The sequence below is a fragment of the Nocardia sp. NBC_00565 genome, from assembly GCF_036345915.1.
Lineage (GTDB): Bacteria > Actinomycetota > Actinomycetes > Mycobacteriales > Mycobacteriaceae > Nocardia.
In genome coordinates, this window is sequence record NZ_CP107785.1 from 5,916,483 (window position 1) to 5,942,975 (window position 26,493).

The window sequence follows — 26,493 nt, forward strand, 5'->3', positions numbered from 1 at the left end:
CAACGGGTGCGGCGGCCGATAGCGGGTGCGAGGTTACCGATCACAGCTCGACCAGGCCGGGGCCCGGGCCGAAGACCGGGCGGGGGGTGAGTTCTTCCAACGGGTGGCCGATCGCGATGGCGCCCAATGGGTTCCAGTCGGCGTCGAGGCCGAGGACATCGCGGGTGACCTCCGGAGCGAAGATGGTCGATCCGATCCAGCAGCTGCCGATGCCCTCGGTGGCCAACGCGACGAGCAGCCCCTGCACGGCCGCGCCCACCGCGACGGTGAACATGGTCCGTTCATTGCCGCGCCGACGTTCGTCCGGATAGTCGTGCGCACCGTCGGGCACGCAGAACGGGATGATCACCTCTGGCGCGTCGAAAAGAATTCGGCCGCGCCCGATTCGGCGCTCCACCCGCTCCGGGTCGAGTCCGTCCGCAGTGAGATCGGCACGCCATTGTTCGGCCATCGCTTCCAACAGCTGCGCGCGCAGCCCGGACTTGCGGACCCAGACGAACCGCACCGGCCTGGTGTGATGCGGCGCGGGTGCGGTCAGCGCCTTGGCGACCGCGGCCCGGATGCGTTCGGGATCGACCGGGGTGTCGGCGAACTGCCGGATCGAACGCCGCAGCAACAGCGCCTCACCGCGGCCCCGTTCGATCGCCTCGGCGGTGCCGAGCCAGAACAGATCATCGGTGCCCCCGCGCAGCAGATCCGCCGCACTCGACCCGTCGTCGGTGACCGGCAGCCCGCGCACCACCGCGACCGGGACGCCGCCGAGCTTGCCCTTCACCAGATCCGCCGCGGCGGCGAGTTCGTCGGCCACCGCCACCTGGGTGACCTGCAGTTCGTTGCCCTGGCCATCGATAGCGCCCGCGTAGTCGTGTAACACCCGCAGGCCGGCACTGCCGATGGCGGTATCGGTCTGACCGTTGCGCCAGGCCCGGCCCATGGTGTCGGTGATGACCACCGCGACGTCTACGCCGAGCCGCTCGGCGAGCGCGGTACGCAGTGCCTTCGCGCTGGCATCCGGATCGGATGGCAGCAGCACGAGTTCACCCTGTTCGACATTGGAGCCATCCACCCCGGAGGCGGCCTGAACGATGCCGAGCTTGTTCTCGGTGATCAGCGTCCGGCCCTTGCGCGCGAGCACGCGCACCGCCTCCTGCTCGACGAGCGCGCGGCGCGCGGTATCGCGCTCCGCCGGATCCAGCGGCGCCTCGACGATGCGCCCCTCGACCTTCGCGACGATCTTGCTCGTGACAACCAGGATGTCGCCGTCGGCCAGCCACGGCGCGCACCCGGCGATGTGCTCGGCGAGATCGTCACCCGGGCGGAACTCCGGTAGTCCGGTGATCGGCAGAATCCGCAATTCCCCCGCGGCGTGATCGGCGGGTCCTGTCAACGGCGCTTGCACATTCATGGTTTCACCCCGGCGAGGTCCAACGCCTCCCGCACCATCTCGGCGGTGGTCGGCGGATCGGTCATCAACAACGGCACGCTACGCACCTCGACGCCGGGTACATCCGCGGTATCGGTGCTGTGGATCAGCCAGCCGTCCAGGATCCCGGTGGCCGAGCGCGCGCCGTAGTGCCGCCCGATCGCCTCGGCGGTGGTCTCGACGCCGATCACCGATAGGCATTCATCAGCCATACCGCGCAACGGTTTCCCATCGATCACGCCGGAAATCCCGATCACCTTGGCTTCGGTGGTGCGCAGCGCGCCGCGAATACCGGGCACCGCGAGGATGGCGCCGATGCTCACCACCGGGTTGGACGGGGCCAGTAGGACGGCATCGGCGTCGGATATGATCTGCGTCACATTTGGCGCCGGTTTGGCGTCGTCTGCCCCAATTGTGGCGAATCCGTGCGTCTCGATGTCCGCGCGATAGCGAACCCACCACTCTTGAAAATGGATCGCGCGGCGTTCGCCAGGGTTGTCGGGGTCGCTGACAACGACATGTGTTTCACAGCGATCATCGGTAGCCGGGATCAGTTTTACGCCCGGCTGCCACCGGTTGCACAACGCCTCGGTGACCGCGGAGAGCGGGTACCCGGCACGCAACATTTCAGTCCGAACCAAGTGGGTGGCGATATCGCGATCCCCCAACCCGAACCAATCGGGCTGGGCATGGTATTTGGCCAGTTCCTCCTTGGCATGCCAGGTTTCCCCGACCCGGCCCCAGCCGCGTTCGGTATCAATCCCGCCGCCGAGGGTGTACATGCAGGTATCGAGGTCGGGGCAGATTCGGAGGCCGTGCATCCAGACGTCGTCGCCGACATTGACGATGGCGGAAACATCCGCATCGGGCAGTAGTTCCCGGACGCCCTGAAGGAAGCGTGCGCCACCGACCCCGCCCACCAGGACGGCGATCTTGGGCCCACTGGCGGCTGTGCTGTCCGCTTGTTGTGGAGTCACATCGACACAGCCTATGCGCTGCCGGAGCGGCCGCCGTTCATCCCATATTTGCCGGTCATTTGCTATTCCATGGTTCAAGATCAGTTCGGAAAGCGGTAGCGGATAGTAACGGAATTGCGACGGCGGCTTGACCATCGACACGTTCGGCGTGTCTAATCACAGTCATGTCATTTCGGTTCGCGCGAGAGTTCAAGGCGCGGATGGCTTTTCGAACACATGTTCGCATCGGGATGACAAGCTCGGGGATGTCCGCGGGACAACGTCGCGGGGTAGGGCCGTCGGTATGCGTGTTGGTCCGACGGAAAAGAATCATTCTGCGCTAACACACAGTGAGGAGGCGGAGCGATGGCCAATGAGCTGGCCCCTTCGGGCATGCCGGGCGGCGTATCGCAAACCGATTCCACAGCAGGCGCAGCACGTGGCGTCTGCGCAGAGATCGGCCGGATCGAACCGGACCGGATCGGACCTGAGATGACCGACGGAGTGACAGCACCCCGGCTCAGCTTGGTCGTGACGGGCTTCGATGAGATGTTCGAGTCGATCGAGGAGCAGTGGCAGGAACGTGCCCTGTGCGCACAGACCGATCCGGAGGCGTTCTTCCCCGAGAAGGGCGGCTCGACCCGTGAGGCCAAACGGATCTGCATGGGCTGCGAGGTACGCGACGAGTGCCTGGAATACGCACTCGCACACGATGAACGCTTCGGTATCTGGGGCGGCCTCTCCGAACGAGAGCGGCGCCGCCTGAAGCGCGGCATCGGCTAGCAGACTCTGGCGACCCCCAGGGTTACCCAATCGCTCAGGCGACATCTGATTTCGTGAGCACATGGGTAACTCCTGGGGCACGCCCAGCAGCCGAGTCGCGAACGACCGTCGGCCCGGAGCGCGGCTGACGAGGCACCGACTTGTCGGCCTGAGGCTCGGGGAGGCGGATGAGCCCGCCTCGATGCGCATGGCAGAGGCGGGCTGACTAAGTTTTAGTCATGGCCCGTTCACGTAATCGTCGTCCACCGACCGCACGTTCGGTCATCCGCCGTGGGCGCGGGGTGCGTGGGCCGATGCTCCCACCCACTGTGCCCGCGTGGCGCACTCGTGGGCAGCAGTTCGACCGGTTGGTGCTGGAGGCGTTCGCACCACTGGACACCCGCTGGCACGATCGGCTCACCAAGCTCGATATCGCGGTCGACGATGTGCCGAAAATCCGTCCGCTGCACCCGGATTCGGTTACCTGGCCGGACGAGGTGGTGGCCGACGGACCGGTGCCCCTGTCGCGCCTCATCCCGGCCGGCGTCGACCGGCACGGCGTGGCCACTCGTGCGCGAGTCGTGTTGTTCCGCAAGCCACTCGAACTCCGCGCGGGCGATCCCGACGATCTCGTCGATCTGCTTCGCGAGGTACTGGTCCAGCAGATCGCCACCTATCTGGGCGTCGATCCGGACCTCATCGATCCCGAAGGCGCGTAACCGGACAAGGGTGATCTCCCGCCCCAAAACGCCGAATCCTTAGCGTGTCTGAGCACATCGGGGCGTCGAGCGCGTTACTCTCATCGGCGTGATCCCCATGCGTCGTTGCTGCCGACCAGGTTGCAAGAATCCCGCTGTTGCGACGCTGACCTACGTGTACTCCGATTCGACCGCAGTCGTCGGACCACTGGCGACGGTGGCCGAACCGCATTCTTGGGATCTTTGCGAAACACATGGTTCCCGAATCACCGCGCCGAAGGGTTGGGAGATGGTTCGCCACGAGGGCGGATTCTCTTCCAGCACACCGGATGACGACGATCTGACGGCCCTGGCCGAAGCGGTCCGCGAGGCCGGATTGCGCCGCCGTCCCCCGGAGCACGACCAGCGTGGCTACGCCGATTACGCCCCGCCCCCGCCGCGTGCCACTCGCACCGGCCGCCGCGGACACCTTCGCGTACTCCCGGACCCGCCCAGCTGACCTCGGGACGAGGACCGTGTCAGCGGTGTCGGTGGGAGCCACTAGGGTGGTGCTCATGACAGTGGCCCGCTCTGCCGAATTCGTGAACGCGGTGATCAAGGCTTACGACGTTCGCGGTGTCGTCGGTGAACAGATCGACGGAGAATTCGTCAAGGATGTCGGCGCCGCGTTCGCGCGGTTGATGCGCGCCGAGGGCGCGACCCGCGCGGTTATCGGACACGATATGCGTGCGTCCTCACCGGAACTGGCCGTTGCGTTCGCCGACGGCGTGCTCGGTCAGGGTCTCGACGTGGTGCACATCGGACTCGCCTCGACCGATCAGCTGTACTTCGCCTCCGGTCACCTCGACTGCCCCGGCGCGATGTTCACCGCCAGCCACAATCCGGCCCGCTACAACGGCATCAAACTGTGCCGCGCGAAGGCCCTTCCGGTCGGCCAGGACACCGGCCTGGCGACCATCAAGGACGAGGTGGTCAACGGCGTCCCCGCCTACGACGGCGCACCGGGCAGCACCACCGAGGTCGATCTGCTGGCCGATTACGCGAAGTTCCTGCGCGGGCTGGTCGATCTCGATGAGATCCGCCCGCTCACCGTCGCGGTGGACGCGGGCAACGGCATGGGCGGGCACACCGTGCCCGAGGTGCTCGGCACCGTGGCGAAGCTGACCCTGGTGCCGCTGTACTTCGAGTTGGACGGCACGTTCCCCAATCACGAGGCCAATCCGCTCGATCCGAAGAATCTGGTCGATCTGCAGGACCTGGTCCGCAAGTCCGGCGCCGATATCGGCCTGGCCTTCGACGGCGACGCCGACCGCTGCTTCGTGGTGGACGAGAACGGCGACCCGATTTCGCCGTCGGCGATCACGGCGCTGGTCGCCGAGCGGGAACTGGCCAAGGAGCCGGGCGCGGTCATCATCCACAACCTGATCACCTCGCACGCGGTGCCCGAACTCGTGCACGAGCTCGGCGGCACCCCGGTGCGCACCCGGGTCGGGCATTCATTCATCAAGCAGGAGATGGCGGCCACCGGCGCGGTATTCGGCGGCGAGCACTCCGCGCACTACTACTTCCGCGATTTCTGGGGCGCCGATTCCGGCATGCTCGCGGCATTGCATGTGCTCGCCGCGCTGGGCGAGAAAGGTCCGGGCGAGAAGGATCGGCCGATCTCGGAGCTCATGTCGTCCTACGAAACGTATGCGGCCTCCGGAGAGATCAACTCAACCGTGGCGGACGCGAAGGAGCGGACGATGGCTGTAGTGCAAGCGTTCGCGGATCGAGCCATCTCGGTGGACCGCTTGGACGGGGTGACCGTGCAACTCGCCGACGACGCCTGGTTCAATCTGCGCGCGTCGAATACCGAACCGTTGCTGCGGCTGAACGTCGAGGCCCGGTCAGCGGCGGAAGTAGACGTACTCGTAACCGAGATCCTGAGCGTCGTCCGCTCCTGACTGGGATAGTGGAATTACGGCGGAATGGAATCACATGCTCAGGATTCGACGACCGGGGAAGTAGATGGCTCAGCCCGATGCCGAGATCATGAGCATCGTCGGCTCCTGACTGGAATAGTGGAATCACAGACGTTGGATTCGCCCGACCTGGGTGCCCGAGTCGATATCGCAGAGTCGACAGCCCGGGTGGGAGCAGGGCGGGACCGCACACAGCGCGATGAGGGGAGGTGGGACGCCCGATGATCGCTGGAACACCGGTGCTCGACCTCGACGATGCCGCTTCACTCGAGGCGGCTGATGTCGGCGGCGCCCTGCGCTCCGCCGCATCCGGTGGCGCGCAGGTACGCGCGACCGCCGCAGCGGTCGGTGAGGACGCGCTCGCGCGCCTGGCCGATCTGCGACCACGCAGCGTGGTGCTGGTCTCCGGCGCAGGCCGGGCCGCACGCGCCGCCAGCCTGATCGTCGCCGCACTCGGCGATCGCGCGGGCCTACCTGTGGTCCCTGTCGCCGCCCTCCCGCCGTGGGTCGGTCCACTGGACGTTGTCCTGGTCGCCGGTGACGACGCCGGAGATCCGCGCTTGATCGACGCCGTCGACCGGGCCCAGCGCCGGGGCGCGGAGGTCGTGGTCGCGGCACCGCACGAGGGACCGCTGCGCGCGGCGGCGGCCGGGCGGACGTCGCTGCTGGAGCCGCGGATCCCGGTACTCGACCACAACCGGCTGCTGCGCTTCCTCGCGGCCTGCATCGCGGTGCTGCGCATCGTCGACCCGAGCCGCTCGGGCGCGGCGGTACCCGATCTGACGGACCTGGCCGATGTGCTCGACGCCGAGGCGTTGCGCGACGGTCCGCACAATGAGGTCTTCCACAATCCGGCCAAGACGCTGGCCGCGCGCATGCAGCAGCGCGGCATCGTGCTCGCCGGGGACTCCCCCGCCGCCAGCGAACTGGCCGAGCATGCGGCCGAGGTGCTGTTGCAGTCGGCGGGCAAGGTGGCCGCCGCGGTCGACCTGGCCGAGGCCGTCGCCGCCAATCCGCGCTTGGTCGAGGCCGCGGGCGAACCCGCGCCCAATTTCGATCCGCTGTTCCACGACGAGGAACTCGACGGACCCGTACCGGTCGAGCGCATCCGCGTCTTCGTGCTCAGCGCGGACCTGGATCAATCGGCCGCGCGCCGCAGACTGGCCGTCTTCGGCGGCGCCGGAACGGGTCTGGTCGACGCCGACCTGGTGACCGCGGACGTGGAGCTGCTACACAGCTCACTCACCGATCCAGCGGTTCCCGTGCAGGCCCGAGTCGACGAATCGGGCGCTCCGGTGCCCGGCACGCTCGCCCACGCCAGCGAACTCGAACAACTCGCGGTGCTCGCGCTGCGCTTGGAGATGGCCGCGGCCTATCTGCGGCTGATCGGCGCACGCGGCGGCGCGCCCCAGTCCACCGACCAGCTCGACGGGGGACGCTACTAGTGCACGAACTCGTTGGTGCGCTGCGTTCCTATGCCTGGGGTTCACGCACCGCACTCGCTCGGCTGTGCGGCCGACCGGTTCCTTCCGCACATCCGGAGGCGGAGCTGTGGTTCGGCGCGCACCCCGCCGATCCGGCGTATGTCCGCCTCGAGAACAGCACCCGCTCCCTGCTGGAGCTGGTCGCGGCCGATCCGGAGCGCGAGCTCGGCACCGTCGCACTGGAATTCGGCGGTCGGCTGCCGTTCCTGTTGAAGATTCTCGCCGCCGAGGAACCGCTATCGCTGCAGGCGCATCCGAGTTCGGCGCAGGCGCATGCCGGATTCGAGCGGGAGAACCGCGCGCGGGTACCGCTCCAGTCGCCGATGCGCAACTACCGCGATGAGAACCACAAACCGGAGCTGGTGGTGGCGCTCGATCGGTTCGAGGCGCTGGCCGGATTCCGAGAGCCTCGGCGCACCGTCGAGCTGTTGCGCGCATTGGATGTGCCCGGCCTGCGCTCATATGCGGATCTGCTTGCCGCCCAACCTGATTCGGCCGGACTGCGAACCCTGTTCACGACCTGGATCACGCTGCCGCAGCATGTGCTCGCGATGCTACTACCCCAGGTGCTCGACGGTTGCGTGCGCTATCTGTCCAGCAAGGGCAACCGGCAGTTCATTGCCGAAGCGCGGACCACGCTCGAACTCGCCGAAGCCTATCCGGGCGACGCCGGGGTGCTGGCCGCGCTGCTGCTCAATCGGTTGACGCTGGAACCGGGACAGGGGCTGTTCCTCGCGGCGGGCAATTTGCACGCATATCTGCGCGGGCTCGGCGTGGAGATCATGGCCAACTCCGACAATGTGCTGCGCGGCGGTCTCACGCCCAAGCACGTCGATGTGCCGGAGTTGTTGCGGGTGCTGGATTTCGAGCCGATCGAGCTTCCGGTGGTGCTGCCGGAACCGGCGGGTGACGGATCGGTGCGGTATCGCACACCCGCGCCCGAGTTCGCGCTGCGGCGATTCGATCTGACCGCCGGATCCGGGCAGGTGCCACTGACCTCGGCCGGCCCCGGAATCGTGCTGTGCACGGCCGGGACGGCGCGGCTGCTGCAGGGCGGGACTTCGCTGGTGTTGGAACGCGGCGCGGCGGCATGGATATCGGCTGCCGACAGCGAGATTCGCGCGCAGGCGGTCGATGGGGATGCGCAGTTGTTCTGCGCGTGCGTCGGTGGAACCAACTGACGGTGCCGGCCGGGTGCCGGCTCGGGCGGCGGAGTTCTGACTCTGATCCGAGCACAGGCTAAGTTAGCCAAGATCGGCAATACGAGCGGGAGGTAGTCAACCATGTCGGCTGGTGGTGGCAAGAAGGCGATTCTCGCCGCGTTGTCGGCGAACGCGGGGATCGCGGTGGCGAAGTTCATCGGCGCGTTCATCACCGGTTCGGGATCCATGCTGGCCGAGGCGGTGCACTCGGTGGCCGATACCGCCAACCAGGGGCTGCTGCTGCTCGGTCAGCGCCGCGCCGCGCAGGATGCCGACGAACTGCACCCGTTCGGATACGGGCGCAACCGCTACTTCTACTCGTTCATCGTGGCGCTGGTGCTGTTCACCCTCGGCTCGATCTACGCGATCTACGAGGGCGTGCACAAGATCCAGCATCCCGAGGAGCTGAGCAATCCGATTGTCGCGATCGTCATCCTGTTCATCGCGATCTGCCTGGAGGGCTTCAGCTTCAATACGGCGATGCGGGAATCCATCCCGCTCAAGGGAAATGCCAGCTGGTGGCGGTTCATCCGCAACTCGCGCAGTCCAGAGCTCCCGGTGGTATTGCTCGAGGACACCGGCGCGCTGATCGGTCTGGTCTTCGCGTTCGCGGCGGTCGGCCTGACGATGATCACCGATGACCCGATCTGGGACGGCATCGGCACGCTGGCCATCGGCGCGCTGCTGGGCATCATCGCGGTGATCCTGATCGTGGAGATGCAGAGCCTGCTGATCGGTGAGGGCGCGACGCCGGAGGAGGACAAGGCGATCCGTGCCAATCTGGTCGACGGCACCCGCATCGACCGGGTGATCCACCTCAAGACGCAGTACCTCGGGCCCGAGGAGATTCTGGTCGCGGCGAAGATCTCGATCGTGCCGGATCTGGATATCGAGGACATCGCCGCGGCCATCGATGATGCCGAGGCCAGGGTCCGGGCGGCCGTGCCCGCCGCGCGGGTGATGTATCTGGAACCCGACCTCTATCGCAAGCAGACTGTCTAGCGGCTCGTCCGCCGGACGTCAGGGCACCTGTGGGGTGCGCACGAGATCGCTTGGGTCGGTGCGAATTCCGAACTGGCGCAGCACGTGTCGGGCGGCGTTGAGACCCGACATGCCGTGTACGCCCGGGCCGGGTGGGGTCGAGGACGAGCAGAGGTAGACCCCGGGTAGCGGTGTGGCGTAGGGATTCCAGCGCGGGACCGGGCGGAAGGCGAACTGGCGCAGGGTCATCGCCCCCGCCGAGATATCGCCGCCGACGTAGTTGGCGTTGTGGGCGGGCATTTCGGCGCCGGTGACGACATGCTCGGCGAGGATCAGGTCGCGGAAGCCGGGCGCGAACCGTTCCACCTGCGCGATCACCGCGGCGCTGATATCGCGGGTGGAGCCGTTCGGCACGTGCGCGTAGGTGTAGAGGGTGTGGCCGCCTGCCGGGGCACGGGTCTCATCGACGACACCGGGCTGGATGGCGAGTACGTATGGGCGGTCCGCGTGTTGTCCTGCGGCGACGGTCTGCTCGGCCGTCATCGCCTCGGCGCGGGTGCCGACCAGATGCAGTGTCCCCGCGAGCTCACAGCCCGCCGCTTGCCATGGCACCGGTCCGGACAGCGCGAAATCGACCTTGCAGGCCGCGCCGCCATAACGGAAGCGGCGCAGCCCCCTCGCGTAGCGCGCGGGCAACCGGTCCCCCGCCATCCGGAGCAGTTCAGCGGGCGCGGTATCCAGCAGGATGGCGCGCGCACCGGCGAATTCGTCGAGTGTGTCGACCCGGTGTCCGGTGCTGACCTTGCCGCCGAGGCGTTCGAGCTCGGCGATCAGCGCGTCGGGAATGGCCTGGCTACCGCCTCGTGGCAGCACCCAACCGCCGACATGGGCGAGCGTGCCGAGCAGCAGTCCGGCGCCCGCGGCGGGGACGGCGCGCGGCGGCGTAATCGCATGCGTGGCAACGCCGGTCAGCAGTGCGGGGGCCACCTCATCCCGAAAGCGCATATTCCACAGGGGTGATCCCTGTTCCAGCACCCGCAGACCGAAGCGCAGACCGGTCAGTGGATCCCGGGGCAGGCGCCGCAGATCCGACATGGACAGGTCGACGATCGACTGCCAATGCCGGACCATCGGCCCGAACAGCGACCGCCAGCTCGCGCCGTCGCGGCCGAGACCGGCCACCGTGCGGTCGAGATCCCGCCAGGCCAACCCGGCTCTGCCACCGTCGAGCGGGTGCGCGTAGGACACCTCGGGCGCGAGCAGGTCGACACCGTGTGCGGCCAGGTCGAAGGCACGAAAGACGGGCGAGGCCAAGGCCAGCGGATGTGCTCCGGCGCAGACGTCATGCCGGTATCCGGGCAGCGTCAGCTCGGCCGTGCGGGAACCGCCGCCCGCGGTGGTCTCCGCCTCGTGCACCTCGATATCGAGTCCGGCACGGGCCAGGATCACCGCCGCGGCGAGACCGTTGGGACCGGAACCGACGACGACGACATCTGGCATACCTCGATTCTGCCGGGCCGACCCGGCCGATGCCGTCGACCGCGGGAGGTATGCGTCACCCATTCGATCCCTGAGGTCGTGTCGCGGTCCATTGTCCGAGCAGGGCCTTCACGCGCTCCTCACGCAGATCGTCGACCAGCCGACCACTGCGATCCAGGGTGGCGATGCCGTGCAGGGTGCTCCAGGCCACTTCGGTACCCGCCTGCAGGTCGAAATCGCCCGCGAACGGCGCGTACGCGCTCTGGATCTCGCCGAACGCGTCGCGCAGCGCCTGTGGCGCGTCGTTGCCGAAGGTGAGTTCGGTGTTGAGGACGAACATCGCGTCGTAGCGGGCCGGATTCTCGGTCGCGAAGTCCAGGTAGCCGCGCACCATGGCCTCGAGCGCCGCGAGTGGGGTTTTCGCGTGGGCCCGCCGCTCGCGCAGCTGCGTGGTGAGATCGGCGATGCCTTCTTCGGCGACGGCCGAGACGATCGCCGCCTTACCCGCGAAGTGGCTGTAGAGCACCGGCTGGCTGTATTCGATCTTCTCGGCGAGGCGGCGCACGGTCACCGCCTCCCAGCCCGACGTTTCGGCGAGCTCGCGGGCGGTGTCGATGATGCGCTGATGGCGTTCGGCGCGTTCGCGTTCCTTGCGGTTCTGTGTGGTCATACCGAAATTCTAGCAGCGCTAGACAAACTAACGAGGCTCCATTATCGTTGCTCTCACACCTAGCGACGCTAGATTTCAGAGCAGCGGTACGAGCCCTACATCGAGGAGCACCCCATGACCATCTCGCGCATCGCCACCGCCTTTTCCCTGATCGGTGCGGCCTTCATCCTCTACATCGGCATCAACTACCTGGTCACGCCGGAGACGATCGCCACCGGCTTCGGCCTGCCGGAATGGCCGTCGGGTGACGCGGTCGCGTTCATGAACCTCAAGGGCGTCCGCGACACCGTCTTCGGGCTGGTCATCCTGGTGCTGCTCGCCACCAAACAGCGATACGCCCTCGGCATCGTGACCTTGGTGATCGCGCTGGTACCGATCGGCGACATGCTCACCGTGCTCAGCTGGCACGGCTCCACCGCCACCGCGCTGCTGGTGCACGGCCTGACGGCGGTCTTCGTTGTCGCGACCGGCATCCTGCTGATCCGCGAGCGCAGCGTGCCCGCCCGCTCGGCCCAGCCCGCCGCGGTCGCGGCCTGACCAACAGAGCCGCGCACCACGAAGGGGCCTGCAGATCCTGCGGGCCCCTTCGTATTTCGGGGTACAGCTAGGCCTTGGCCAGATCTATGGCCTCGGGCTGCGGCTGCGGCTGCGGCTGCGGCTGCGAACCATGGTCGTTGTCGACCATGGTCTGCTCGTCGAAGGGCAGTTTGCGGTCGAGAACCATGCGGACCCACTCCATGTCGATGGTCTTGGTCCAGGTGCCGACCAGTACGGTGGCGACGGCATTGCCCGAGAAGTTGGTCAGCGCGCGGGCTTCGGACATGAACCGGTCGATGCCCACGATCAGACCGACACCGTCGAGCAGTTCGGGGCGATGGCTCTGCAGCCCGCCCGCCAGCGTCGCCAGACCCGCGCCGGTCACCCCGGCCGCGCCCTTGGACGCGACGATCATGAACAACAGCAGGCCGACCTGCTCACTGATGCTGAGCGGTTTGCCCATCGCGTCGGCGATGAACAGCGATGCCATGGTCAGGTAGATGGCGGTGCCGTCCAGGTTGAACGAATATCCGGTCGGCACGACGACACCGACGGTCGTCCGTTCGACGCCGAGGTGCTGCATCTTCGCGATCAGCCGCGGCAGCGCGGACTCCGAGGACGAGGTGCCCAGGATCAGCAGATACTCCCGAGCCAGGTACCGGACCAGCTTGAAGATCGACACCCGCGACACCGCCCACAGCAGTACGCCGAGCACGCCGAAGACGAACAGCAGACAGGTCAGGTAGAACGCGACCATCAACAGCGCCAACTGCTTCACCGCGTCGAGGCCGGTCCGGCCGACCACGTTCGCGATCGCGCCGAACGCGCCGATCGGGGCGAGCCACAGAATCATCGACAGAATCCGGAACACCAACTTCTGCAGCGACGCGACACCGCGCAGGATCGGCTCCCCCGTCGTGCCCATGGCCTGCAGCGCGAACCCGACCAGCAGCGCGACGAACAGCGCCTGCAGCACGCTACCGGTGGTCAGTGACGAGGCCAGTGTGGTCGGAATGATGCTCTGGATGAACTCCCAGGTACCGCCCGCGGCGTGTGCCTGATCGGCCAGCTTCGCGCCCTGGTTGGCGGTCTTGGCGATATTCATGCCGGAACCCGGCTCCAGCAGATTGCCGACGACTATCCCGATGGCCAGTGCCACCGTCGACATGACCAGGAAGTACCCGAGCGCGAGCCCGCCGACCTTGCCGACATTGGCCGCCGAACGCACCGATCCGATGCCGAGCACGATCGTGCAGAAGATGACCGGCACGATCATCATCTTGATCAGATTGACGAACATGGTGCCCAGTGGGCCCACGTCCTGACCGAATTCGGGAGCCAGCCAGCCGACCAGGATTCCCGCGATTACGGCGATGATGACACCGAGATATAGCCAATGGGTGCGGTCGCGCGGCTGTCGTACTCGTATATCGCTCATATCGGGAAAAGTCCTCTTCAGTGGTACCGGGGTGAGGTGGCTCACGCCATCACGTGCACAATGTTGGCGGCTAGAGGTGACGGCGGTCACGCTTTGGTGCATTTCGTTCAAGAGGTCGCGAGGGAAAAGACAGTGTTGCGCGGTGAGAAACACGAGGGAGGTGGTCGGCTATCGCTGGCCGGACAGGCCTTCGTGCTCCAGCTCGTGGTGCTCGGGCTGGTCATCGGCATCGGGGCGGTCCTGGCCGTACTCGACGCCCGCCACGACAGCGATGTGACCACCTCGCGCGAGGTCACCGACGTCGCGGTGACCGTCGCGCAGGCGCCCTCCACCATCGCGGCGCTGCACACCTCCGATCCGACCGCGCTGCTGCAACCGGTGACCGAACGGACCCGCATCCAGACCGGCATGGACTTCATCGTGGTGATGGCGCCGGACCGGACCCGGTACACGCACACCACGCCTGAGCTGATCGGGCAGCCGTTCAGCGGCACCATCGACCGGGCATTGGCCGGGCAGACGTTCACCGAGACCTATACCGGCACGCTCGGCCCCTCCATCCGGGCGGTCACGCCGATCTATGACAACGGCCGCATCATCGGGTTGGTCTCGGCGGGTGTCACTCGCGCCCGGATCGGCGACCAGGTCGGCACGCAACTGCCGCTGATCCTCGGCGTCGCCGCCGCCGGCCTGGCGGTCGCGGCAGCCGGTTCCTTCCTGTTGGCCCGCCGGATCCGCCGCCAGACGCATGGTCTCGCACCGGATGAGCTGCGCACGATGTACGAGCAGCACGACGCGGTGCTGCATTCGATCCACGAGGGGCTGGTGGTATTCGGCCCGACCGGTGAACGCGCGGAAGTGGTCAACGATGAGGCGCGCAGGTTGCTCGATCTGCCCGCAGGCACGGTCGAACGCGGCGATCTGCCGATTTCGATGCAGCGCATGAGCTGGGGTGTGGTGCGCGACGAGATGCATGTGACAACGGATCGGATTCTGCTGGTCAACCAGGATGTCGTCACCTGGGAGCGACGGCCGATCGGCACCGTGATCACTATTCGCGACCACACCGAATTGCGTACCGTGATGGGCGAACTCGACTCGGTGCGCGGTTTCGCGGAATCGCTGCGCGCCCAGGCGCACGAATCGGCCAATCGGCTGCACACCGTGATCACCATGGTGGAGTTGGGCCGCTACCGGGAGGCGGTGGAGTTCGCGACCGCGGAACTCCAACTGTCCCAAGCCCTTATCGATCGGCTGCTGACCTCGGTCGGCGACCCGGCGCTCGCGGCGCTGCTGCTCGGTAAGGTGAACCAGGCCGCCGAACGCGGTATCGAGCTGACGATCACCGAGGATACGGCGCTGGACTCGACCGCGCCGCTATCCGCGCACGAGACGGTGACGCTGGTGGGCAATCTGATCGACAACGCCATCGACGCGGCGACCGAAGGCGCCGAAGGATGGGTGGAAGTTACTGTGCGCCAACAGGATTCGGAGATGATCGCGGATCCGGCGGCGGCACCCGATCCGGCCGTCGAGTTGGCGGCGGCATTCGATGCGGTGCGTTCGGCGAACGGGGATTCGGCGCTGTACGTCCGCGTCGCGGACAGCGGACCCGGGATGTCCGCGCAGACCTTCGCCCGCGCCGCCGAACGCGGCTACTCCACCAAGGCCGACCACCACGGCCTCGGCCTGGCACTGGTACACCGACTGGTCGATCGCCACGGCGGCGTGATCGGTACCGAACGAGATCCGGAAAGCGCTGTGACCGTGACGATTCCGCGAAAGGACGCGCGATGATCCGAGTGTTGATCGTCGAGGACGAGCCGTTGATCGCCGAGGCGCACCGCGCGTACGTCGGTCGCATTCCCGGCTTCACCGCCGTCGCCGTGGCGCATACCGGCCGCGAGGCCATGCGCGCGGCCGCCGATGCCGCCGCCGAGAGCGAACCGATCGACTTGGTACTCATGGATATCGGCCTGCCCGACGCCAGCGGCCTCGATGTGGCCGCCGCGCTGACCGGCCTCGCGCCCCGCCCCGATGTCATCGCCATCACCTCGGCCCGCGACCTGGCGATGGTGCGTACCGCGGTCTCCTACGGTGTGGTCCTATATCTCCTGAAACCGTTCACCTTCGCCGCTTTCCGCGACAAACTCGAGCGCTACCGCGAATTCCGCACCGCCCTGCCCGCGGGCGAAACCGCCGTCTCCCAACAGGACATCGACCGCGCCCTCGGCGCCCTGCGCACCTCCGACCAACGCACCACCGCCCCCAAAGGCGTTGCCCCACAGACCTTGGACGAAATCTCGCGCACCGTCCGCGACGCCCCCGGCGGACTGACCGCCGCGGATACCGCCACCACCGTCGGAGTTTCGCGCATCACGGCCTGGCGCTACCTCGAAAAACTCGCCGACGACGGCCTCGTCGACCGCAAATCCGACTATGGCCGAGCCGGCCGCCCCAAAACCCGCTACATCTGGAAGATCCGCCCGGAGTAGGACCCGATCACCTGTCGACGCATATCCGGAAACTGCACACAGATCCCGGGTGGTCCCAGGTCTAATGCCTCAGCGGCATGCCGTCGTCAGAGGGTATGCCGACGGCAGACGGGTTGGGTCAGACGTCGGTGGAGAAGCGGATGCCGCCGTCGGGGATGTCTACACCGGGCCAGACGCGGGCGCCGCGTAGTAGTTCGCAGCGGGCGCCGACGTTGGCACCGTCGCCGATAACGGCGTCGCGGACCAGGGCGCGGGGGCCGATGCGGGCGCCGAAGCCGATGATGGAACGTTCCACGGTTGCTCCGGCTTCGATGCGCGCGCCGTCGAACAGCACCGCGCCGTCGAGGCGGGCGCCTGCGCCGACCTCCGCGCCGCGGCCGACCACGGTGCCACCGATGAGCAGGGCGCCGGGGGCGACGCCCGCGCCCTCGTGCACCAGGGATTCGCCGCGCTGACCGGGCAGGGCCGGGGAGGGGGCGATGCCGCGGACCAGGTCGGCGGAGCCTGCGACGAAGTCCTCGGGGGTGCCCATATCGCGCCAGTAGGCCGAGTCGACGTGGCCCTGGACGCGAGCGCCCTCGGCGAGCAGAGCCGGGAAGACCTCACGCTCCACCGAGACCGGACGCCCCGCCGGGATCTTCTCGATGTATTCGCGGCGGAACACGTAACAACCGGCGTTGATCTGGTCGGTCGGCGGATCCTGGGTCTTCTCCAGGAACGCGGTGACCCGGCCGTTCTCGTCGGTCGGCACGCATCCGAACGCGCGCGGGTCGCTCACCCGGACCAGGTGCAGGGTCACATCCGCCTTCGTCGACTCGTGGGTGTCCAGGATCGCGCCGAGGTCGGTGCCGCCGAGCACATCGCCGTTGAACACCATGATGTTGTCGGCGCGCAGCCTGGGCAGCACGTTACGGATGCCGCCGCCGGTGCCGAGCGGTTCGGTCTCGGTGACGTACTCGAGGTCCAGCCCGAGGTCCGCGCCGTCGCCGAAGTGTTCCTCGAAGACCTCGGCCTTGAACGAGGTGCCGAGTACGACGTGGGTGATCCCGGCGTCCGCGATACGCGCCAGCAGGTGGGTGAGGAACGGCAGTCCGGCCGTCGGCAGCATCGGCTTGGGCGCCGAAAGGGTCAGCGGACGTAACCGCGTGCCCTGGCCACCGACCAGAATCACGGCGTCGGTGCCTGCATTTGCTGCCATCATGTTCCCCTGTTCACAGTGGATCGTCCTCGATTGTGCGCACGTCGAACAGCACTGACGCACCTTCGACACCATTCCAGTACCCATCGACACGGCTCGACACCGTGTAGTGGCGAAGTTGTGACGCTAGCCCTGCGCCTGTTGACCTTCCCGCGCCTGTTGACGCAGCGCAGATCGAACCGCAATTCGGGAACGGATCGCAAGTCCGGCGCGCAACGCGAGCCGCAATGGCGCCTGCCACCAGTGCGGATGCCGATCGGCCTGGAATCGGTACGCGCTGGCGTGATGCGCGGGCAGCATGACCTCGGGGTGGCGTCCGGCCGCATGGCCCTTGGCGTGGGTGACCTCGGATTCGGGCACGAAGACGTTGTGCCAGCCCGCCTTGCCCATCCGGTCGCCGAAGTCCACATCCTCCATGTACATGAAGTAGCGGGAATCGAAGCCGTCGATCGAATCGAAGGCCGCGCGCCGCACCAGCAGGCACGAACCGGACAGCCAGCCGACGGCCCGCTCGGAGATCTCCTCGTTGTCCTGGCGGTAGCGCTGGGTCCACGGGTTCCCCGGCCACACGGTGCCGAGGATGGCATGGCCGGCACCATCGAGCAGTCCGGGCACCGAGCGCGCGGACGGGTAGACGCTGCCGTCGGGTTCGCGCACCATCGGCCCGAGCGCGCCCGCCCGTGGCCAGCGCTTCGCGGCCGCGAGCAGTTTGTCGATAGATTCGGTGCCCCAACGGATGTCCGGATTGGCGATGACGATGAATTCGACATCCGGATCGATCTCGGCCACGGCCCGGTTGATCGCGCCGCCGTAACCGATATTTCCGCCGGTCCGTAGCAGTCGCACATGCGAGTTCGCCTCCGCCGCCAACTCCGGCGTACCGTCCACCGACCCGTTGTCGGCGAGAATCACCTGCGGTTTCTCGCTGGTGGCGTCGGCCAGAGTTGTGATGAAGTGCTCGAGGTGTTCGCCGGGTGAATAAGTCACCGTGACTACGACAAGGCCACCAGGGGCTGCGGGATCGGAAGCACTCATGCCCGCGCCTCGCTGACGCTCGGCTCCGGCATGACCGCTCGGGCGGCTGTGTCTATGGTTCGCTCGCTGCGCTCACTCACGACCGTGCAGCCTAGTCCGACAACCCCGACAGCGCGTCCCCGAGTGCGGCCTCCCATGACCGCAGCGGAGTCAGCCCGGCATCGCCCCAGGAACGGTTGGACATTACCGAATACGCCGGGCGCCGTGCGGGTCTGGGAAACGCGGTCGAGTCACACGGCCGAACGCGATTCGGGTCGGCGCCGATTCCGGCGAATATCGCCCGCGCGAAGTCGAACCAGCTGGCCTGGCCGGAGTTGGTCGCATGCAGCACCCGTGGCGCGTCCGGCCGACCTGCCAACTCCAGCAGCCCCGCGGCCAGATCGGCGGCGTAGGTCGGCGATCCGAGCTGATCGCAGACCACCTCGACGGTGTCGCGCTCGCGTTCCAGCCGCCGCATGGTCGCGACGAAATCGCTTCCGCGCCCGGTGTATACCCAAGCCGTGCGCACCACATGAGCGCCCGGCGCGAGGTCGAGCACGGCCTGTTCGCCCGCCAATTTGGACCGGCCGTAAACGGTCGCGGGTGCGGTCGGGTCGTCGGTGTCGTAAGGCTTCTCGTGGGTGCCCGCGAACACATAGTCGGTCGAAATATGGATGAGCCGGGCATCCACGCGGGCACAGGCGGCGGCAAGTACCGCTGGTCCGGTCGCATTGCCGGCGAAGGCGGCCTCGGGATCGGATTCGGCCTGGTCGACGGCGGTGTACGCGGCACAGTTCAGCACGACATCACCCGGTTCGAGCACGGTGCGCACCGCATCCGCGTCCGTGATGTCCAGATCGGTGCGGCCGTAGGCGCGGGCGGCGGGTGCCAGGCGCAACAGTTCGCGCCCGAGCTGCCCGCCGGCTCCGGTCACGACGAGGCGCGCAGCTACGGTCGGGGCGGGCGATATCGCGGTCACGGGCACGAGTCTGGCACGCCGTCACACCTGCGGTTGAGGTCTGCCGGGCTAACCGTTGGTTAGCCTTGATGCAACGAACACGGGGGCTATCGGAGGCGGGACAGTCGGGTCGGCGACGCGTCGGCATCGACGAAACCGGCGCTGCACAGTCAGAACATCAGCTGGGAGCCCTCGGGCGAGCACAGTGTGGTGCTCGGGATCGATGCTCGGGTTTGGCGAGAGGACGTAGTGGTGCCGCAGAAGGTGAAGGCGACAATGCTGTCGCGACTATCCGGAGCCGATGGCCGCCCCGGGGTGTTCGGTCCGCTGCGCGTATTCGTCGCGGTGGGAGCGGTGCTGGTCCTGCTCATCACCGGATTCGCCTGGCACAGCGTCGACTCGCTCATCTCGAATATCGAACGGATCGGCGGGCTCGGTCTCGGCGGTGGCAGCGACGGCGCCGTCGACATCCTGCTGGTCGGTGTGGACAGCCGCACCGACGCGCACGGCAATCCGCTCAGCGACAACGAACGCGCCATGCTGCACGCGGGCGATGAGGTCGGCACCAATACCGACACGATCGTGCTGGTGCGCGTCCCGAACGACGGCCGCTCCGCCACCGCCATCTCCATTCCGCGCGACTCCTACGTGGACATTCCCGATATGGGCAAGGGCAAGATCAACTCGGCCTATGGCTCGACCAAGGAAGCCCAGCGCCTGAAACTGATCAACCAGGGCGTCTCCGAGGCCGACGCGGACAAGCAGTCCACCCAGGCGGGCCGCCAGGCGCTGATCAAGACCGTCGCCAATCTCACCGGCATCACCGTCGACCACTACGCCGAGGTCAGCCTGCTCGGCTTCGTGCTGCTCACCGATGCGGTCGGCGGGGTCGACGTCTGCCTGAACAATGCGGTAGACGAGTGGATGTCCGGCGCCGAGTTCCCCGCGGGCCGCCAGAAGCTGGACGGCCCACAGGCTTTGAGTTTCGTGCGCCAGCGCCATGATCTGCCGCGCGGCGACCTGGACCGGATCGTGCGCCAGCAGGTCTTCATGGCGCAGTTGGTCGGACAGGTGCTCAGCGCGAAGACACTCAGCAATCCGGGCAAGATGAAGAATCTCAGCAATGCGGTCGGGCGGACCGTCGTGCTGGACGACGACTGGGATGTGCTGGCGTTTCTGCAGCAACTGAAGGATCTTTCGGGCGGTCAGGTCAGTTTCGAAACGGTGCCGGTCGCCGATCTCAACGACACGACCAGTGATGGCGAATCGGTGGTCCGAGTCGCCCCGAAGGCGGTCAAGACCTATGTGGCGTCGCTGGTCGACGGCAGATCGGCGGATCACGCCGAGCCGACGATCGATCCGGCCACGGTGCGCGTCAGCGTGTTCAACGCGAGCAGTATCGGCGGGCTGGCGGGTCAGGTGGCACAGGCGTTGACGGCCAAGGGATTCCAGGAAGGTCTGGTCGGCAACTACACCGGACCCGGCGTCACCAGCAGCCGGGTCCTCGCCGCGGATACCTCGAATCCGAAGGCCACGGCGGTCGCGAAGGCACTCGGGGGGCTGACAGTCATGGCGGACAGCACGTTGTCCCCGGATTCGGTGAGCGTCGTGCTGGCAAGCGACTATTCTGGTCCGGGCTCGGCTGCGGGCAGCATGTTCGACTTCTCCGGAACGTCGAGCACCGCATCGCCCGTGCCGCCCGCCCCACCGATCGACGCAGGCCAGAACGGACCGAAATGCGTGAATTGACCATGCGTGAATTGACCGATGCGTGACCGAGACCACGCACTGACCCTCACCGAGGCAGTGCTGGATCCGATCCTCGAGCGCGATCCCGCGGGCCCGCGCGTCACCTACTACGACGACGCCACCGGCGCCCGGATCGAACTGTCCGGGCTGACGCTGGCGAACTGGGCGGCCAAGACCGCCAACCTGATCCGCGACGAATTCGGGCTGAGCCCGGGCGCCAGGGTCGCGGTGCTGCTGCCGGCACACTGGCAGACCGCCGCGGTCCTGCTCGGCTGCTGGTGGGCCGGGACCGAGGTGGTGCTCGGACCCGATCCGGACGCCGATCTGGCGCTGGCGACGGCCGAACGGCTGGACGAGACCGACGGTATCGCCGAGGTCGCCGCGCTCTCGCTGGACGCCTTCGGCATGCCGGTGCGCGATCTGCCGATCGGCGTCACCGATTTCGCCACGTCCGTGCGAGTGCACGGCGACCAGTTCCTGCCGCGCGGCACCGGTGTCGCGCTGGACGCGATGCCGGTCTCCGAGGTGCTCGCCGAAGCCAGGAAATCCGCGCTGCGGCAAGGGTTTTCCGAGGGTGATCGGGTGCTGTCGAGCACGTCCTGGGATACCGCCGCCGAACTGATCGATGGATTCGTCTCGGTGCTGGTCGCCGGAGCCTCGCTGGTGCAGGTGGTCAATCCCGATCCGGCCCTGCGCGAGCGGCGCATCGAATCCGAGCGGGTCACGGCGCAACGCGGCTGAACAGCTCCTACCACGGTAGGGGACGAAGTCCGACCCGAGGACGTTCCCCCCTCGTCGGGCAGTCCGTACGGTGGATGTATCGCGCAACGATGGGGTTGGTGAGAGATGAAGCCGCAATATTGGTTCCACTGGTTGTCGGTGCAGGGTGCGCCTCGGTTGGCGTTGCGCACACAGGCTCGGCGCGGTGATCCGTTCGCCCAACTGATGGGCGGACCGGACGGCCTTGCCGATCCCTATCCACTGATCGAGCGGCTGCGCGGTCAGGGTCGGCTGCAGCGCACCGCCATCGCGTTCGCGAGCTTCGACCACGATCTGTGCCGAACGGTCCTGCGGGACAACCGGTTCGGCGTGCGCACCACCGACACCTTCAATATTCCGAAGCCGCTGCAGTTGCTCGCCGAGCGACTTCCGTTGCCGCCCAACCCGGTCGAGCCGCCCTCGATGCTGGTCATCGATCCACCGGAACACACGCGGATGCGCAAGCCGGTCGCCTCGGCCTTCACGCCGCGGGCGATCGGCCGATTGCGCGAGCGGGTCGAGACGGTCACCGAGGAACTGCTCGGTGCGCTGCCATCGGGCGGTTCGGCGGATCTGATCGAGTCGTATGCCGCGCAGGTGCCGATCGCCATCATCTCGGAGCTGCTCGGGTTCCCGGAACAGGACCGAAAGGTGTTCCGGGACTGGGGCGATCGGATGACGCCGCTGCTCGATGTGGGGATCTCGTGGCGAGCCTTCCGGCGTGCGCTGGGGTCGATGGAGGTCATGAACGACTACCTCGACGGGCACATTCGGCGACTGCGCCGCGAACCGGGCGACGACATTCTGAGCAGCCTGGTCACCGCGGGCGAGCTCGATGATTTCGCGTTGAAGGCGACGGCGAGTCTGTTGATGGGTGCGGGTTTCGAAACGACGGTGAATCTCATCGGCAACGGTGTCGCCCGATTGGTCACGCATCCGGAGCAATTGGACCGGTTGCGGGCCGAACCGGAGCTCTGGTCGAATGCGGTGGAAGAAGTGCTGCGCATCGATGCGCCGGTACAGACGACGGCGCGCATCGCGTTGACCGATATGGAACTCGAAGGGGTGCGGCTGCACAAGGGCAGCACCGTTGTGCTGTCGCTGGCGGGTGCGAATCGCGACCCCGCGGTCTTCAGCGACCCCGATGTTTTCGATGTCGGGCGCGCCAATGCCAAGGAGCACTTGACCTTCAGCAGCGGTATCCACGTCTGCCTCGGTGCGAGCCTGGCTCGAATGGAAGCCACCCATGCGCTGCGGTCCCTGTTCGATCGGTTCCCGGATCTGCGGCTCGATGGGCCGCCGCAGCGGCGAAAGTTGTTCACGCTGTACGGGTATGAACGGATGCCGGTTCGGCTCGGGCAGCGTGCGGCTGCTCCGGAACCCACGGCGGTCTGAGCGGGGCCGCGCGGTCGCGCTCGGGCCGGCGTGCTCCAAGCCGGCGATACCGCTCTCGCAGGCGCGATGCGCGGGCGCCGCGTTCGATGCCGCCGATTTGTGCGTGTGAAATGGCTGGTCCGCAGTCGATCCGAACCGCCATTTCACTACGCGCAGAACTGAATCGGTCGCTACGGGCCATGGCGACGGGCACCCATTGTCAGTTCGGCCACCCGCGCTTCGGTCCGTGCACGCCGTCGGCCGGTGCGTTGCGCGGGCTGCCGGCATCGATGACGACCACCGACCGTCGCGCCCGACCGAGCATCAGCGCCCCGCTCAATCCGGTGGCGCCCCCGCCGATAACCACCACGTCCTTCAACTGATCGGTCACTATGACCACCTCCTGCGCACAACCATGCGAGCCTATCGGCAATATTGGCAAATAGACTTGCCGATATGGCAAACTGGCAGGTATGGACAACGACCTCGGCCAAGCCCTCGACGCGGTCGGACCTCGGTTACGGGCACTGCGCCAGCAGCGTGAAACCACTCTGGCCGACCTCTCGGCGACAACGGGCATTTCGGTGAGCACCCTGTCCCGCCTGGAGTCCGGCGCCCGCCGCCCGACCCTCGAACTACTGCTCCCGCTGGCCAGAGCGCACGGCGTCACCCTCGACGAACTCGTCGATGCCCCACCCACCGGCGACCCGCGCGTCCACCTGCGCCCCGTCACCCGCCACGGCATGACCATGCTGCCGCTGACCCGCCGAGCGGGCGGCATCCAGGCCTTCAAAATGGTCATCGGACCCGACGCCCGTCGCAAGCCCGACCCGCAAACCCACGAGGGCTACGAATGGCTCTACGTCCTCAACGGACGCCTGCGCCTCATCCTCGGCGAACACGATGTGATCCTCGTCCCCGGCGAAGCCGCCGAATTCGACACCCGCGTCCCGCACTGGTTCGGCGCGGCCGAGGCCGAACCGGTCGAATTCCTCAGCCTCTTCGGCAAACAGGGCGAACGCGCCCACGTCCGCGCCGCCCCCAAAACGACACGTCAGTAGGGCGCGCAGCTCGTTGATCGCCACTGCGCCTGCGCCAGTACCGGATTCGATGGCGCACGTTGCCGAACTGGAACGGCGATTCGACGCCTGCCTCGGCGGCCGGACACCACTGCCGCACCTCGAGGAAACCGAGCCCGTTGCCTGTCGGCACTCGAAACTCGAGACAGCACAGCAGGATGCACTCGTCACTCCGGCGCTACCGCCGGTCAGCTGAAGCCGACGGCTTGTTCGCCCCAGGCGGTGTGCAGGTCGCGGTCGGGGTTGTCGATGACGCGGTCGATGTTGTCGACGACGAGGGTGGTGCGGGTGGTGGGGCGATAGGGCGGCCAATGTTTGGAGCCGTCGAGGGCGGCGGGGACGCCGTGGGTGGCGAAGGCGAGCCAGCGGCGCTGCATGCGGCCGGAGACTTCCATGGCCACCTTGCGCCCGCCCAGCCAGAACGTGGGGTCGTGGTTCAGGGTGCCGAAATTACCGAAGACGTACGGTAATTCGGTGGCGTGGCCCGCCCCGACGCGCGCCGCCTTCAACATGGGGGTGGCGTGGTCGAAGCGGTACATCCAGGTCGGCGAGTGCTGGGCGTGTGCGTCGGCGACCCAGTGGGCCGGCATGCGGAAGGCCGCGTCGGTGGACATCGCCAGTGCGCCACGGGTTTTCGCGAGATCCGGGTAGGCCGAGGTGATTTCGGCGATGCGCTCGGGCGACATATCGGGGTGGTTGGCGGCCACATCGCGCAGCATCGCGTTCACCGCGTCGGGGGTGACCGGCAGAATCGGCGAACGGAAGACGCGGAACAGAGATGCCTCGTCCTTATTGGTGCCGATCATCAGCGGCACGCGATGTGAACGGCCGTGCTGGAAGCGGTCGATCGGATAGGTCGGGACCAGATCGCCGTCGACGACCGGCGCGGCGGCCAACCTGCCGGGCTCCTTCAACGGAATCTCGTCGAGCAGTACGCCTGCCGCGGTGACGATCCGTTCGATCGGGCATTCCAGCAATTCGCTTGCGCGCGAATATGGTAACTCCATCAGTTCCAGAAACCGTCGCGCCACACCGGCGGCCCGCTCCTGGCCGAAAACCGTTGTCGCGGGTGGACTCTGGGCAATCGCCTGATGGAACAACCCGGCGGCGCGTGGTGCGGTCAGCAGCGCGGTCACGCATCCGGCGCCGGACGATTCGCCGAACAGGGTCACCTTGCCCGGGTCACCGCCGAATGCGGCGATATTGTCGCGCACCCATTCCAGCGCGGCGATCTGGTCGTGCAAACCGAGGTTGGGCGTGAAATCGCCGGACAGCGAGGACAAGTCGAGGAAGCCGAGCGCGCCGAGCCGGTAGTTGATCGTCACCACCACGACGTCACCGGTTTCGGCGAGCTTACGACCGTCGTATATGCCCTGTGCCGCGGTGCCGAGGCAGTAGGCGCCGCCGTGCAGCCACACCAGCACCGGCCGTGGCGCACCGGTATCGGCGGAACTGTGCGGCGACCAGACATTGAGCCACAGGCAGTCCTCACCCATCCGCAGTTCGGAGTCGACCGGAACCATGTTGCCCATCGTCTGCGGGGCGATCTCGCCGAAGGTCGTGCACTCGCGGATCCCGTCCCAGGGCTCCGGCGGCCGCGGCGGCCGGAACCGGTTCCGGCCAGCGGGCGCCGCGGCGTACGGAATGCTGCGCCACACCGCGACCGGACCATCCCACCGGCCACTCACGCGGCCCCAGGTCGTGCGCACGACCGGCTCGGTATCGCCGACCTCGGAGCCCGGTTCGGTCTCGAACTGAGTGGTCATCTTCCCGCACCTCCTGCCCACGACCCGGCAGTGCACTGCGAGTTTGCTCCGGCCGGGTCCGTGGCCTAGCGATCTCTTCATCGAGAGTACGTCCACCTGGACGGTGGTACGGGAAAGACGCACGACTGGCCCTGGGCGCTACGCTGGGCCGATGCCGAGTTATAGCTTCCGGTGCCGCAGTTGTGGCGACACCTTCGACGTCGATCGCCCGATGGCGCAGGCATCGGATCCGGCGGCCTGCCCGAACGGCCACGACGACACGGTCAAGCTGCTGACCACATTTGCCACGGTCAGCAGGGGTGGCGGCGGTACACCGTCGCCCGTTCCCGCCCCGCGTCCCGCCGGTGGCGGGTGCTGCGGTGGTGGCGGCTGCTGCTGACTCCGCCGATGCCGCGGTGGTGCCGATAGACGTGGTCGATATCACTCTCGCATAACCCGGGATCAGCGGGATCGCCCTCGGATCGCCACGACAGTCCGGGAATCGCCGCGGCGCGTCCGCGATCGCAT

At 67.3% G+C, this 26,493-nt stretch carries 24 protein-coding genes and 1 pseudogene; 15 read left to right on the forward strand and 10 right to left on the reverse strand.

Translation table 11 applies throughout. The features are described 5' to 3' along the window. Nucleotides 1-40: 40 nt before the first annotated feature. Together OG874_RS27400 and cofD are read right to left on the reverse strand one after the other, a co-directional pair. Nucleotides 41-1,405, reverse strand: coding sequence for a coenzyme F420-0:L-glutamate ligase (locus OG874_RS27400; protein ID WP_330249992.1), 1,365 nt, complete (start codon nucleotides 1,403-1,405; stop codon nucleotides 41-43). Further along, nucleotides 1,402-2,400, reverse strand: coding sequence for a 2-phospho-L-lactate transferase (cofD, locus tag OG874_RS27405; protein WP_330249993.1), 999 nt, complete (start codon nucleotides 2,398-2,400; stop codon nucleotides 1,402-1,404). Before cofD ends, OG874_RS27400 begins: the two co-directional genes overlap by 4 nt. A 528-nt stretch (nucleotides 2,401-2,928) precedes the next feature. Here cofD and OG874_RS27410 point away from each other — a divergent pair. From OG874_RS27410 to OG874_RS27440, 7 genes are all read left to right on the forward strand, one after another. Next, entirely contained in the window at nucleotides 2,929-3,162 is a 234-nt protein-coding gene (locus tag OG874_RS27410; protein WP_029901515.1) for a WhiB family transcriptional regulator, read from the forward strand. A gap of 218 nt (nucleotides 3,163-3,380) precedes the next feature. Beyond that, nucleotides 3,381-3,860 (forward strand): metallopeptidase family protein, encoded by a 480-nt coding sequence (locus OG874_RS27415; RefSeq protein ID WP_330249994.1) that lies wholly within the window; start codon nucleotides 3,381-3,383, stop codon nucleotides 3,858-3,860. A 97-nt stretch (nucleotides 3,861-3,957) separates the two neighbouring features. Beyond that, complete coding sequence (locus OG874_RS27420; RefSeq protein ID WP_442943432.1) at nucleotides 3,958-4,338, forward strand: DUF3499 domain-containing protein; 381 nt, start codon at nucleotides 3,958-3,960, stop codon at nucleotides 4,336-4,338. Nucleotides 4,339-4,399: 61 nt separating this feature from the next. Next, nucleotides 4,400-5,785, forward strand: a complete 1,386-nt coding sequence (locus OG874_RS27425) for a phosphomannomutase/phosphoglucomutase (RefSeq protein WP_330257439.1) — start codon at nucleotides 4,400-4,402, stop codon at nucleotides 5,783-5,785. 239 nt (nucleotides 5,786-6,024) lie between these two features. Then, entirely contained in the window at nucleotides 6,025-7,248 is a 1,224-nt protein-coding gene (locus OG874_RS27430; protein ID WP_330249996.1) for a tobH protein, read from the forward strand. After that, entirely contained in the window at nucleotides 7,248-8,468 is a 1,221-nt protein-coding gene (manA, locus tag OG874_RS27435; RefSeq protein ID WP_330249997.1) for a mannose-6-phosphate isomerase, class I, read from the forward strand. Before OG874_RS27430 ends, manA begins: the two co-directional genes overlap by 1 nt. Before the next feature lie 102 nt (nucleotides 8,469-8,570). After that, entirely contained in the window at nucleotides 8,571-9,491 is a 921-nt protein-coding gene (locus OG874_RS27440) for a cation diffusion facilitator family transporter (protein ID WP_330249998.1), read from the forward strand. An 18-nt stretch (nucleotides 9,492-9,509) separates the two neighbouring features. On the opposite strand, the gene OG874_RS27445 is transcribed toward OG874_RS27440, so the two are convergent. Both OG874_RS27445 and OG874_RS27450 read right to left on the reverse strand, forming a co-directional pair. Next, the gene (locus OG874_RS27445; protein WP_330249999.1) at nucleotides 9,510-10,970 is read right to left on the reverse strand and encodes a phytoene desaturase family protein; all 1,461 of its coding nucleotides are present in this window, start codon (nucleotides 10,968-10,970) and stop codon (nucleotides 9,510-9,512) included. Nucleotides 10,971-11,025: 55 nt separating this feature from the next. Then, nucleotides 11,026-11,619, reverse strand: a complete 594-nt coding sequence (locus tag OG874_RS27450) for a TetR/AcrR family transcriptional regulator (protein WP_330250000.1) — start codon at nucleotides 11,617-11,619, stop codon at nucleotides 11,026-11,028. A 114-nt stretch (nucleotides 11,620-11,733) separates the two neighbouring features. Here OG874_RS27450 and OG874_RS27455 point away from each other — a divergent pair, with 114 nt between their 5' ends. Next, nucleotides 11,734-12,156, forward strand: a complete 423-nt coding sequence (locus tag OG874_RS27455; RefSeq protein WP_330250001.1) for a DUF4267 domain-containing protein — start codon at nucleotides 11,734-11,736, stop codon at nucleotides 12,154-12,156. Between the two features lie 67 nt (nucleotides 12,157-12,223). Here the strand turns inward: OG874_RS27455 and OG874_RS27460 are convergent, their stop codons facing one another. Further along, the gene (locus tag OG874_RS27460) at nucleotides 12,224-13,594 is read right to left on the reverse strand and encodes a cation:dicarboxylate symporter family transporter (protein WP_330250002.1); all 1,371 of its coding nucleotides are present in this window, start codon (nucleotides 13,592-13,594) and stop codon (nucleotides 12,224-12,226) included. A 132-nt stretch (nucleotides 13,595-13,726) separates the two neighbouring features. On the opposite strand from OG874_RS27460, the gene OG874_RS27465 reads away from it, so the two are divergent. Then, complete coding sequence (locus OG874_RS27465; RefSeq protein ID WP_330250003.1) at nucleotides 13,727-15,391, forward strand: sensor histidine kinase; 1,665 nt, start codon at nucleotides 13,727-13,729, stop codon at nucleotides 15,389-15,391. Beyond that, a complete protein-coding gene (locus OG874_RS27470; protein ID WP_330250004.1) occupies nucleotides 15,388-16,089 on the forward strand; it encodes a response regulator in 702 nt (233 codons plus the stop codon). Before OG874_RS27465 ends, OG874_RS27470 begins: the two co-directional genes overlap by 4 nt. Before the next feature lie 118 nt (nucleotides 16,090-16,207). Here the strand turns inward: OG874_RS27470 and OG874_RS27475 are convergent, their stop codons facing one another. From OG874_RS27475 to rfbD, 3 genes are all read right to left on the reverse strand, one after another. Further along, nucleotides 16,208-17,287, reverse strand: coding sequence for an NDP-sugar synthase (locus OG874_RS27475; protein WP_330250005.1), 1,080 nt, complete (start codon nucleotides 17,285-17,287; stop codon nucleotides 16,208-16,210). Nucleotides 17,288-17,413: 126 nt separating this feature from the next. After that, on the reverse strand, nucleotides 17,414-18,322 hold the full coding sequence (locus tag OG874_RS27480) for a glycosyltransferase family 2 protein (protein WP_330250006.1): 909 nt from the start codon (nucleotides 18,320-18,322) through the stop codon (nucleotides 17,414-17,416). A 91-nt stretch (nucleotides 18,323-18,413) separates the two neighbouring features. Beyond that, nucleotides 18,414-19,280 (reverse strand): dTDP-4-dehydrorhamnose reductase, encoded by an 867-nt coding sequence (gene rfbD / locus OG874_RS27485; RefSeq protein WP_330250007.1) that lies wholly within the window; start codon nucleotides 19,278-19,280, stop codon nucleotides 18,414-18,416. A gap of 255 nt (nucleotides 19,281-19,535) precedes the next feature. Between rfbD and OG874_RS27490 the strand changes: the two genes are divergently transcribed. From OG874_RS27490 to OG874_RS27500, 3 genes are all read left to right on the forward strand, one after another. Further along, nucleotides 19,536-21,008, forward strand: a complete 1,473-nt coding sequence (locus OG874_RS27490) for an LCP family protein (protein WP_330257440.1) — start codon at nucleotides 19,536-19,538, stop codon at nucleotides 21,006-21,008. An 18-nt stretch (nucleotides 21,009-21,026) separates the two neighbouring features. Next, complete coding sequence (locus OG874_RS27495; RefSeq protein ID WP_330250008.1) at nucleotides 21,027-21,749, forward strand: TIGR03089 family protein; 723 nt, start codon at nucleotides 21,027-21,029, stop codon at nucleotides 21,747-21,749. A 105-nt stretch (nucleotides 21,750-21,854) separates the two neighbouring features. Then, nucleotides 21,855-23,162, forward strand: a complete 1,308-nt coding sequence (locus tag OG874_RS27500; RefSeq protein ID WP_330250009.1) for a cytochrome P450 — start codon at nucleotides 21,855-21,857, stop codon at nucleotides 23,160-23,162. Nucleotides 23,163-23,385: 223 nt separating this feature from the next. On the opposite strand, the pseudogene OG874_RS27505 reads toward OG874_RS27500, so the two are convergent. Then, nucleotides 23,386-23,532 (reverse strand): annotated as a pseudogene (locus OG874_RS27505) (FAD-dependent oxidoreductase); the annotation flags it as partial. 82 nt (nucleotides 23,533-23,614) lie between these two features. On the opposite strand from OG874_RS27505, the gene OG874_RS27510 reads away from it, so the two are divergent. After that, complete coding sequence (locus OG874_RS27510; RefSeq protein WP_330250010.1) at nucleotides 23,615-24,202, forward strand: helix-turn-helix domain-containing protein; 588 nt, start codon at nucleotides 23,615-23,617, stop codon at nucleotides 24,200-24,202. 206 nt (nucleotides 24,203-24,408) lie between these two features. Here OG874_RS27510 and OG874_RS27515 read toward each other — a convergent pair whose 3' ends face one another. Further along, complete coding sequence (locus OG874_RS27515; RefSeq protein WP_330250011.1) at nucleotides 24,409-25,986, reverse strand: carboxylesterase/lipase family protein; 1,578 nt, start codon at nucleotides 25,984-25,986, stop codon at nucleotides 24,409-24,411. Nucleotides 25,987-26,137: 151 nt separating this feature from the next. Here OG874_RS27515 and OG874_RS27520 point away from each other — a divergent pair, with 151 nt between their 5' ends. Then, nucleotides 26,138-26,365 carry an FmdB family zinc ribbon protein gene (locus tag OG874_RS27520; protein WP_330250012.1) on the forward strand — a complete coding sequence of 76 codons (228 nt, stop codon included), beginning with the start codon at nucleotides 26,138-26,140 and terminating at the stop codon, nucleotides 26,363-26,365. Nucleotides 26,366-26,493 lie beyond the last annotated feature (128 nt).

What these genes read in the sequence shown, in the direction of transcription:
- OG874_RS27400 (WP_330249992.1), bottom strand. Translation starts at nt 1,405, where the DNA reads ATGAATGTGCAAGCGCCGTTGACAGGACCCGCCGATCACGCCGCGGGG.
- OG874_RS27410 (WP_029901515.1), top strand. Translation starts at nt 2,929, where the DNA reads ATGTTCGAGTCGATCGAGGAGCAGTGGCAGGAACGTGCCCTGTGCGCA.
- OG874_RS27415 (WP_330249994.1), top strand. Translation starts at nt 3,381, where the DNA reads ATGGCCCGTTCACGTAATCGTCGTCCACCGACCGCACGTTCGGTCATC.
- OG874_RS27420 (WP_442943432.1), top strand. Translation starts at nt 3,958, where the DNA reads ATGCGTCGTTGCTGCCGACCAGGTTGCAAGAATCCCGCTGTTGCGACG.
- OG874_RS27430 (WP_330249996.1), top strand. Translation starts at nt 6,025, where the DNA reads ATGATCGCTGGAACACCGGTGCTCGACCTCGACGATGCCGCTTCACTC.
- OG874_RS27440 (WP_330249998.1), top strand. Translation starts at nt 8,571, where the DNA reads ATGTCGGCTGGTGGTGGCAAGAAGGCGATTCTCGCCGCGTTGTCGGCG.
- OG874_RS27445 (WP_330249999.1), bottom strand. Translation starts at nt 10,970, where the DNA reads ATGCCAGATGTCGTCGTCGTCGGTTCCGGTCCCAACGGTCTCGCCGCG.
- OG874_RS27450 (WP_330250000.1), bottom strand. Translation starts at nt 11,619, where the DNA reads ATGACCACACAGAACCGCAAGGAACGCGAACGCGCCGAACGCCATCAG.
- OG874_RS27455 (WP_330250001.1), top strand. Translation starts at nt 11,734, where the DNA reads ATGACCATCTCGCGCATCGCCACCGCCTTTTCCCTGATCGGTGCGGCC.
- OG874_RS27460 (WP_330250002.1), bottom strand. Translation starts at nt 13,594, where the DNA reads ATGAGCGATATACGAGTACGACAGCCGCGCGACCGCACCCATTGGCTA.
- OG874_RS27470 (WP_330250004.1), top strand. Translation starts at nt 15,388, where the DNA reads ATGATCCGAGTGTTGATCGTCGAGGACGAGCCGTTGATCGCCGAGGCG.
- OG874_RS27475 (WP_330250005.1), bottom strand. Translation starts at nt 17,287, where the DNA reads ATGGCAGCAAATGCAGGCACCGACGCCGTGATTCTGGTCGGTGGCCAG.
- OG874_RS27480 (WP_330250006.1), bottom strand. Translation starts at nt 18,322, where the DNA reads ATGAGTGCTTCCGATCCCGCAGCCCCTGGTGGCCTTGTCGTAGTCACG.
- OG874_RS27490 (WP_330257440.1), top strand. Translation starts at nt 19,536, where the DNA reads ATGCTGTCGCGACTATCCGGAGCCGATGGCCGCCCCGGGGTGTTCGGT.
- OG874_RS27495 (WP_330250008.1), top strand. Translation starts at nt 21,027, where the DNA reads ATGCGTGACCGAGACCACGCACTGACCCTCACCGAGGCAGTGCTGGAT.
- OG874_RS27500 (WP_330250009.1), top strand. Translation starts at nt 21,855, where the DNA reads ATGAAGCCGCAATATTGGTTCCACTGGTTGTCGGTGCAGGGTGCGCCT.
- OG874_RS27510 (WP_330250010.1), top strand. Translation starts at nt 23,615, where the DNA reads ATGGACAACGACCTCGGCCAAGCCCTCGACGCGGTCGGACCTCGGTTA.
- OG874_RS27515 (WP_330250011.1), bottom strand. Translation starts at nt 25,986, where the DNA reads ATGACCACTCAGTTCGAGACCGAACCGGGCTCCGAGGTCGGCGATACC.
- OG874_RS27520 (WP_330250012.1), top strand. Translation starts at nt 26,138, where the DNA reads ATGCCGAGTTATAGCTTCCGGTGCCGCAGTTGTGGCGACACCTTCGAC.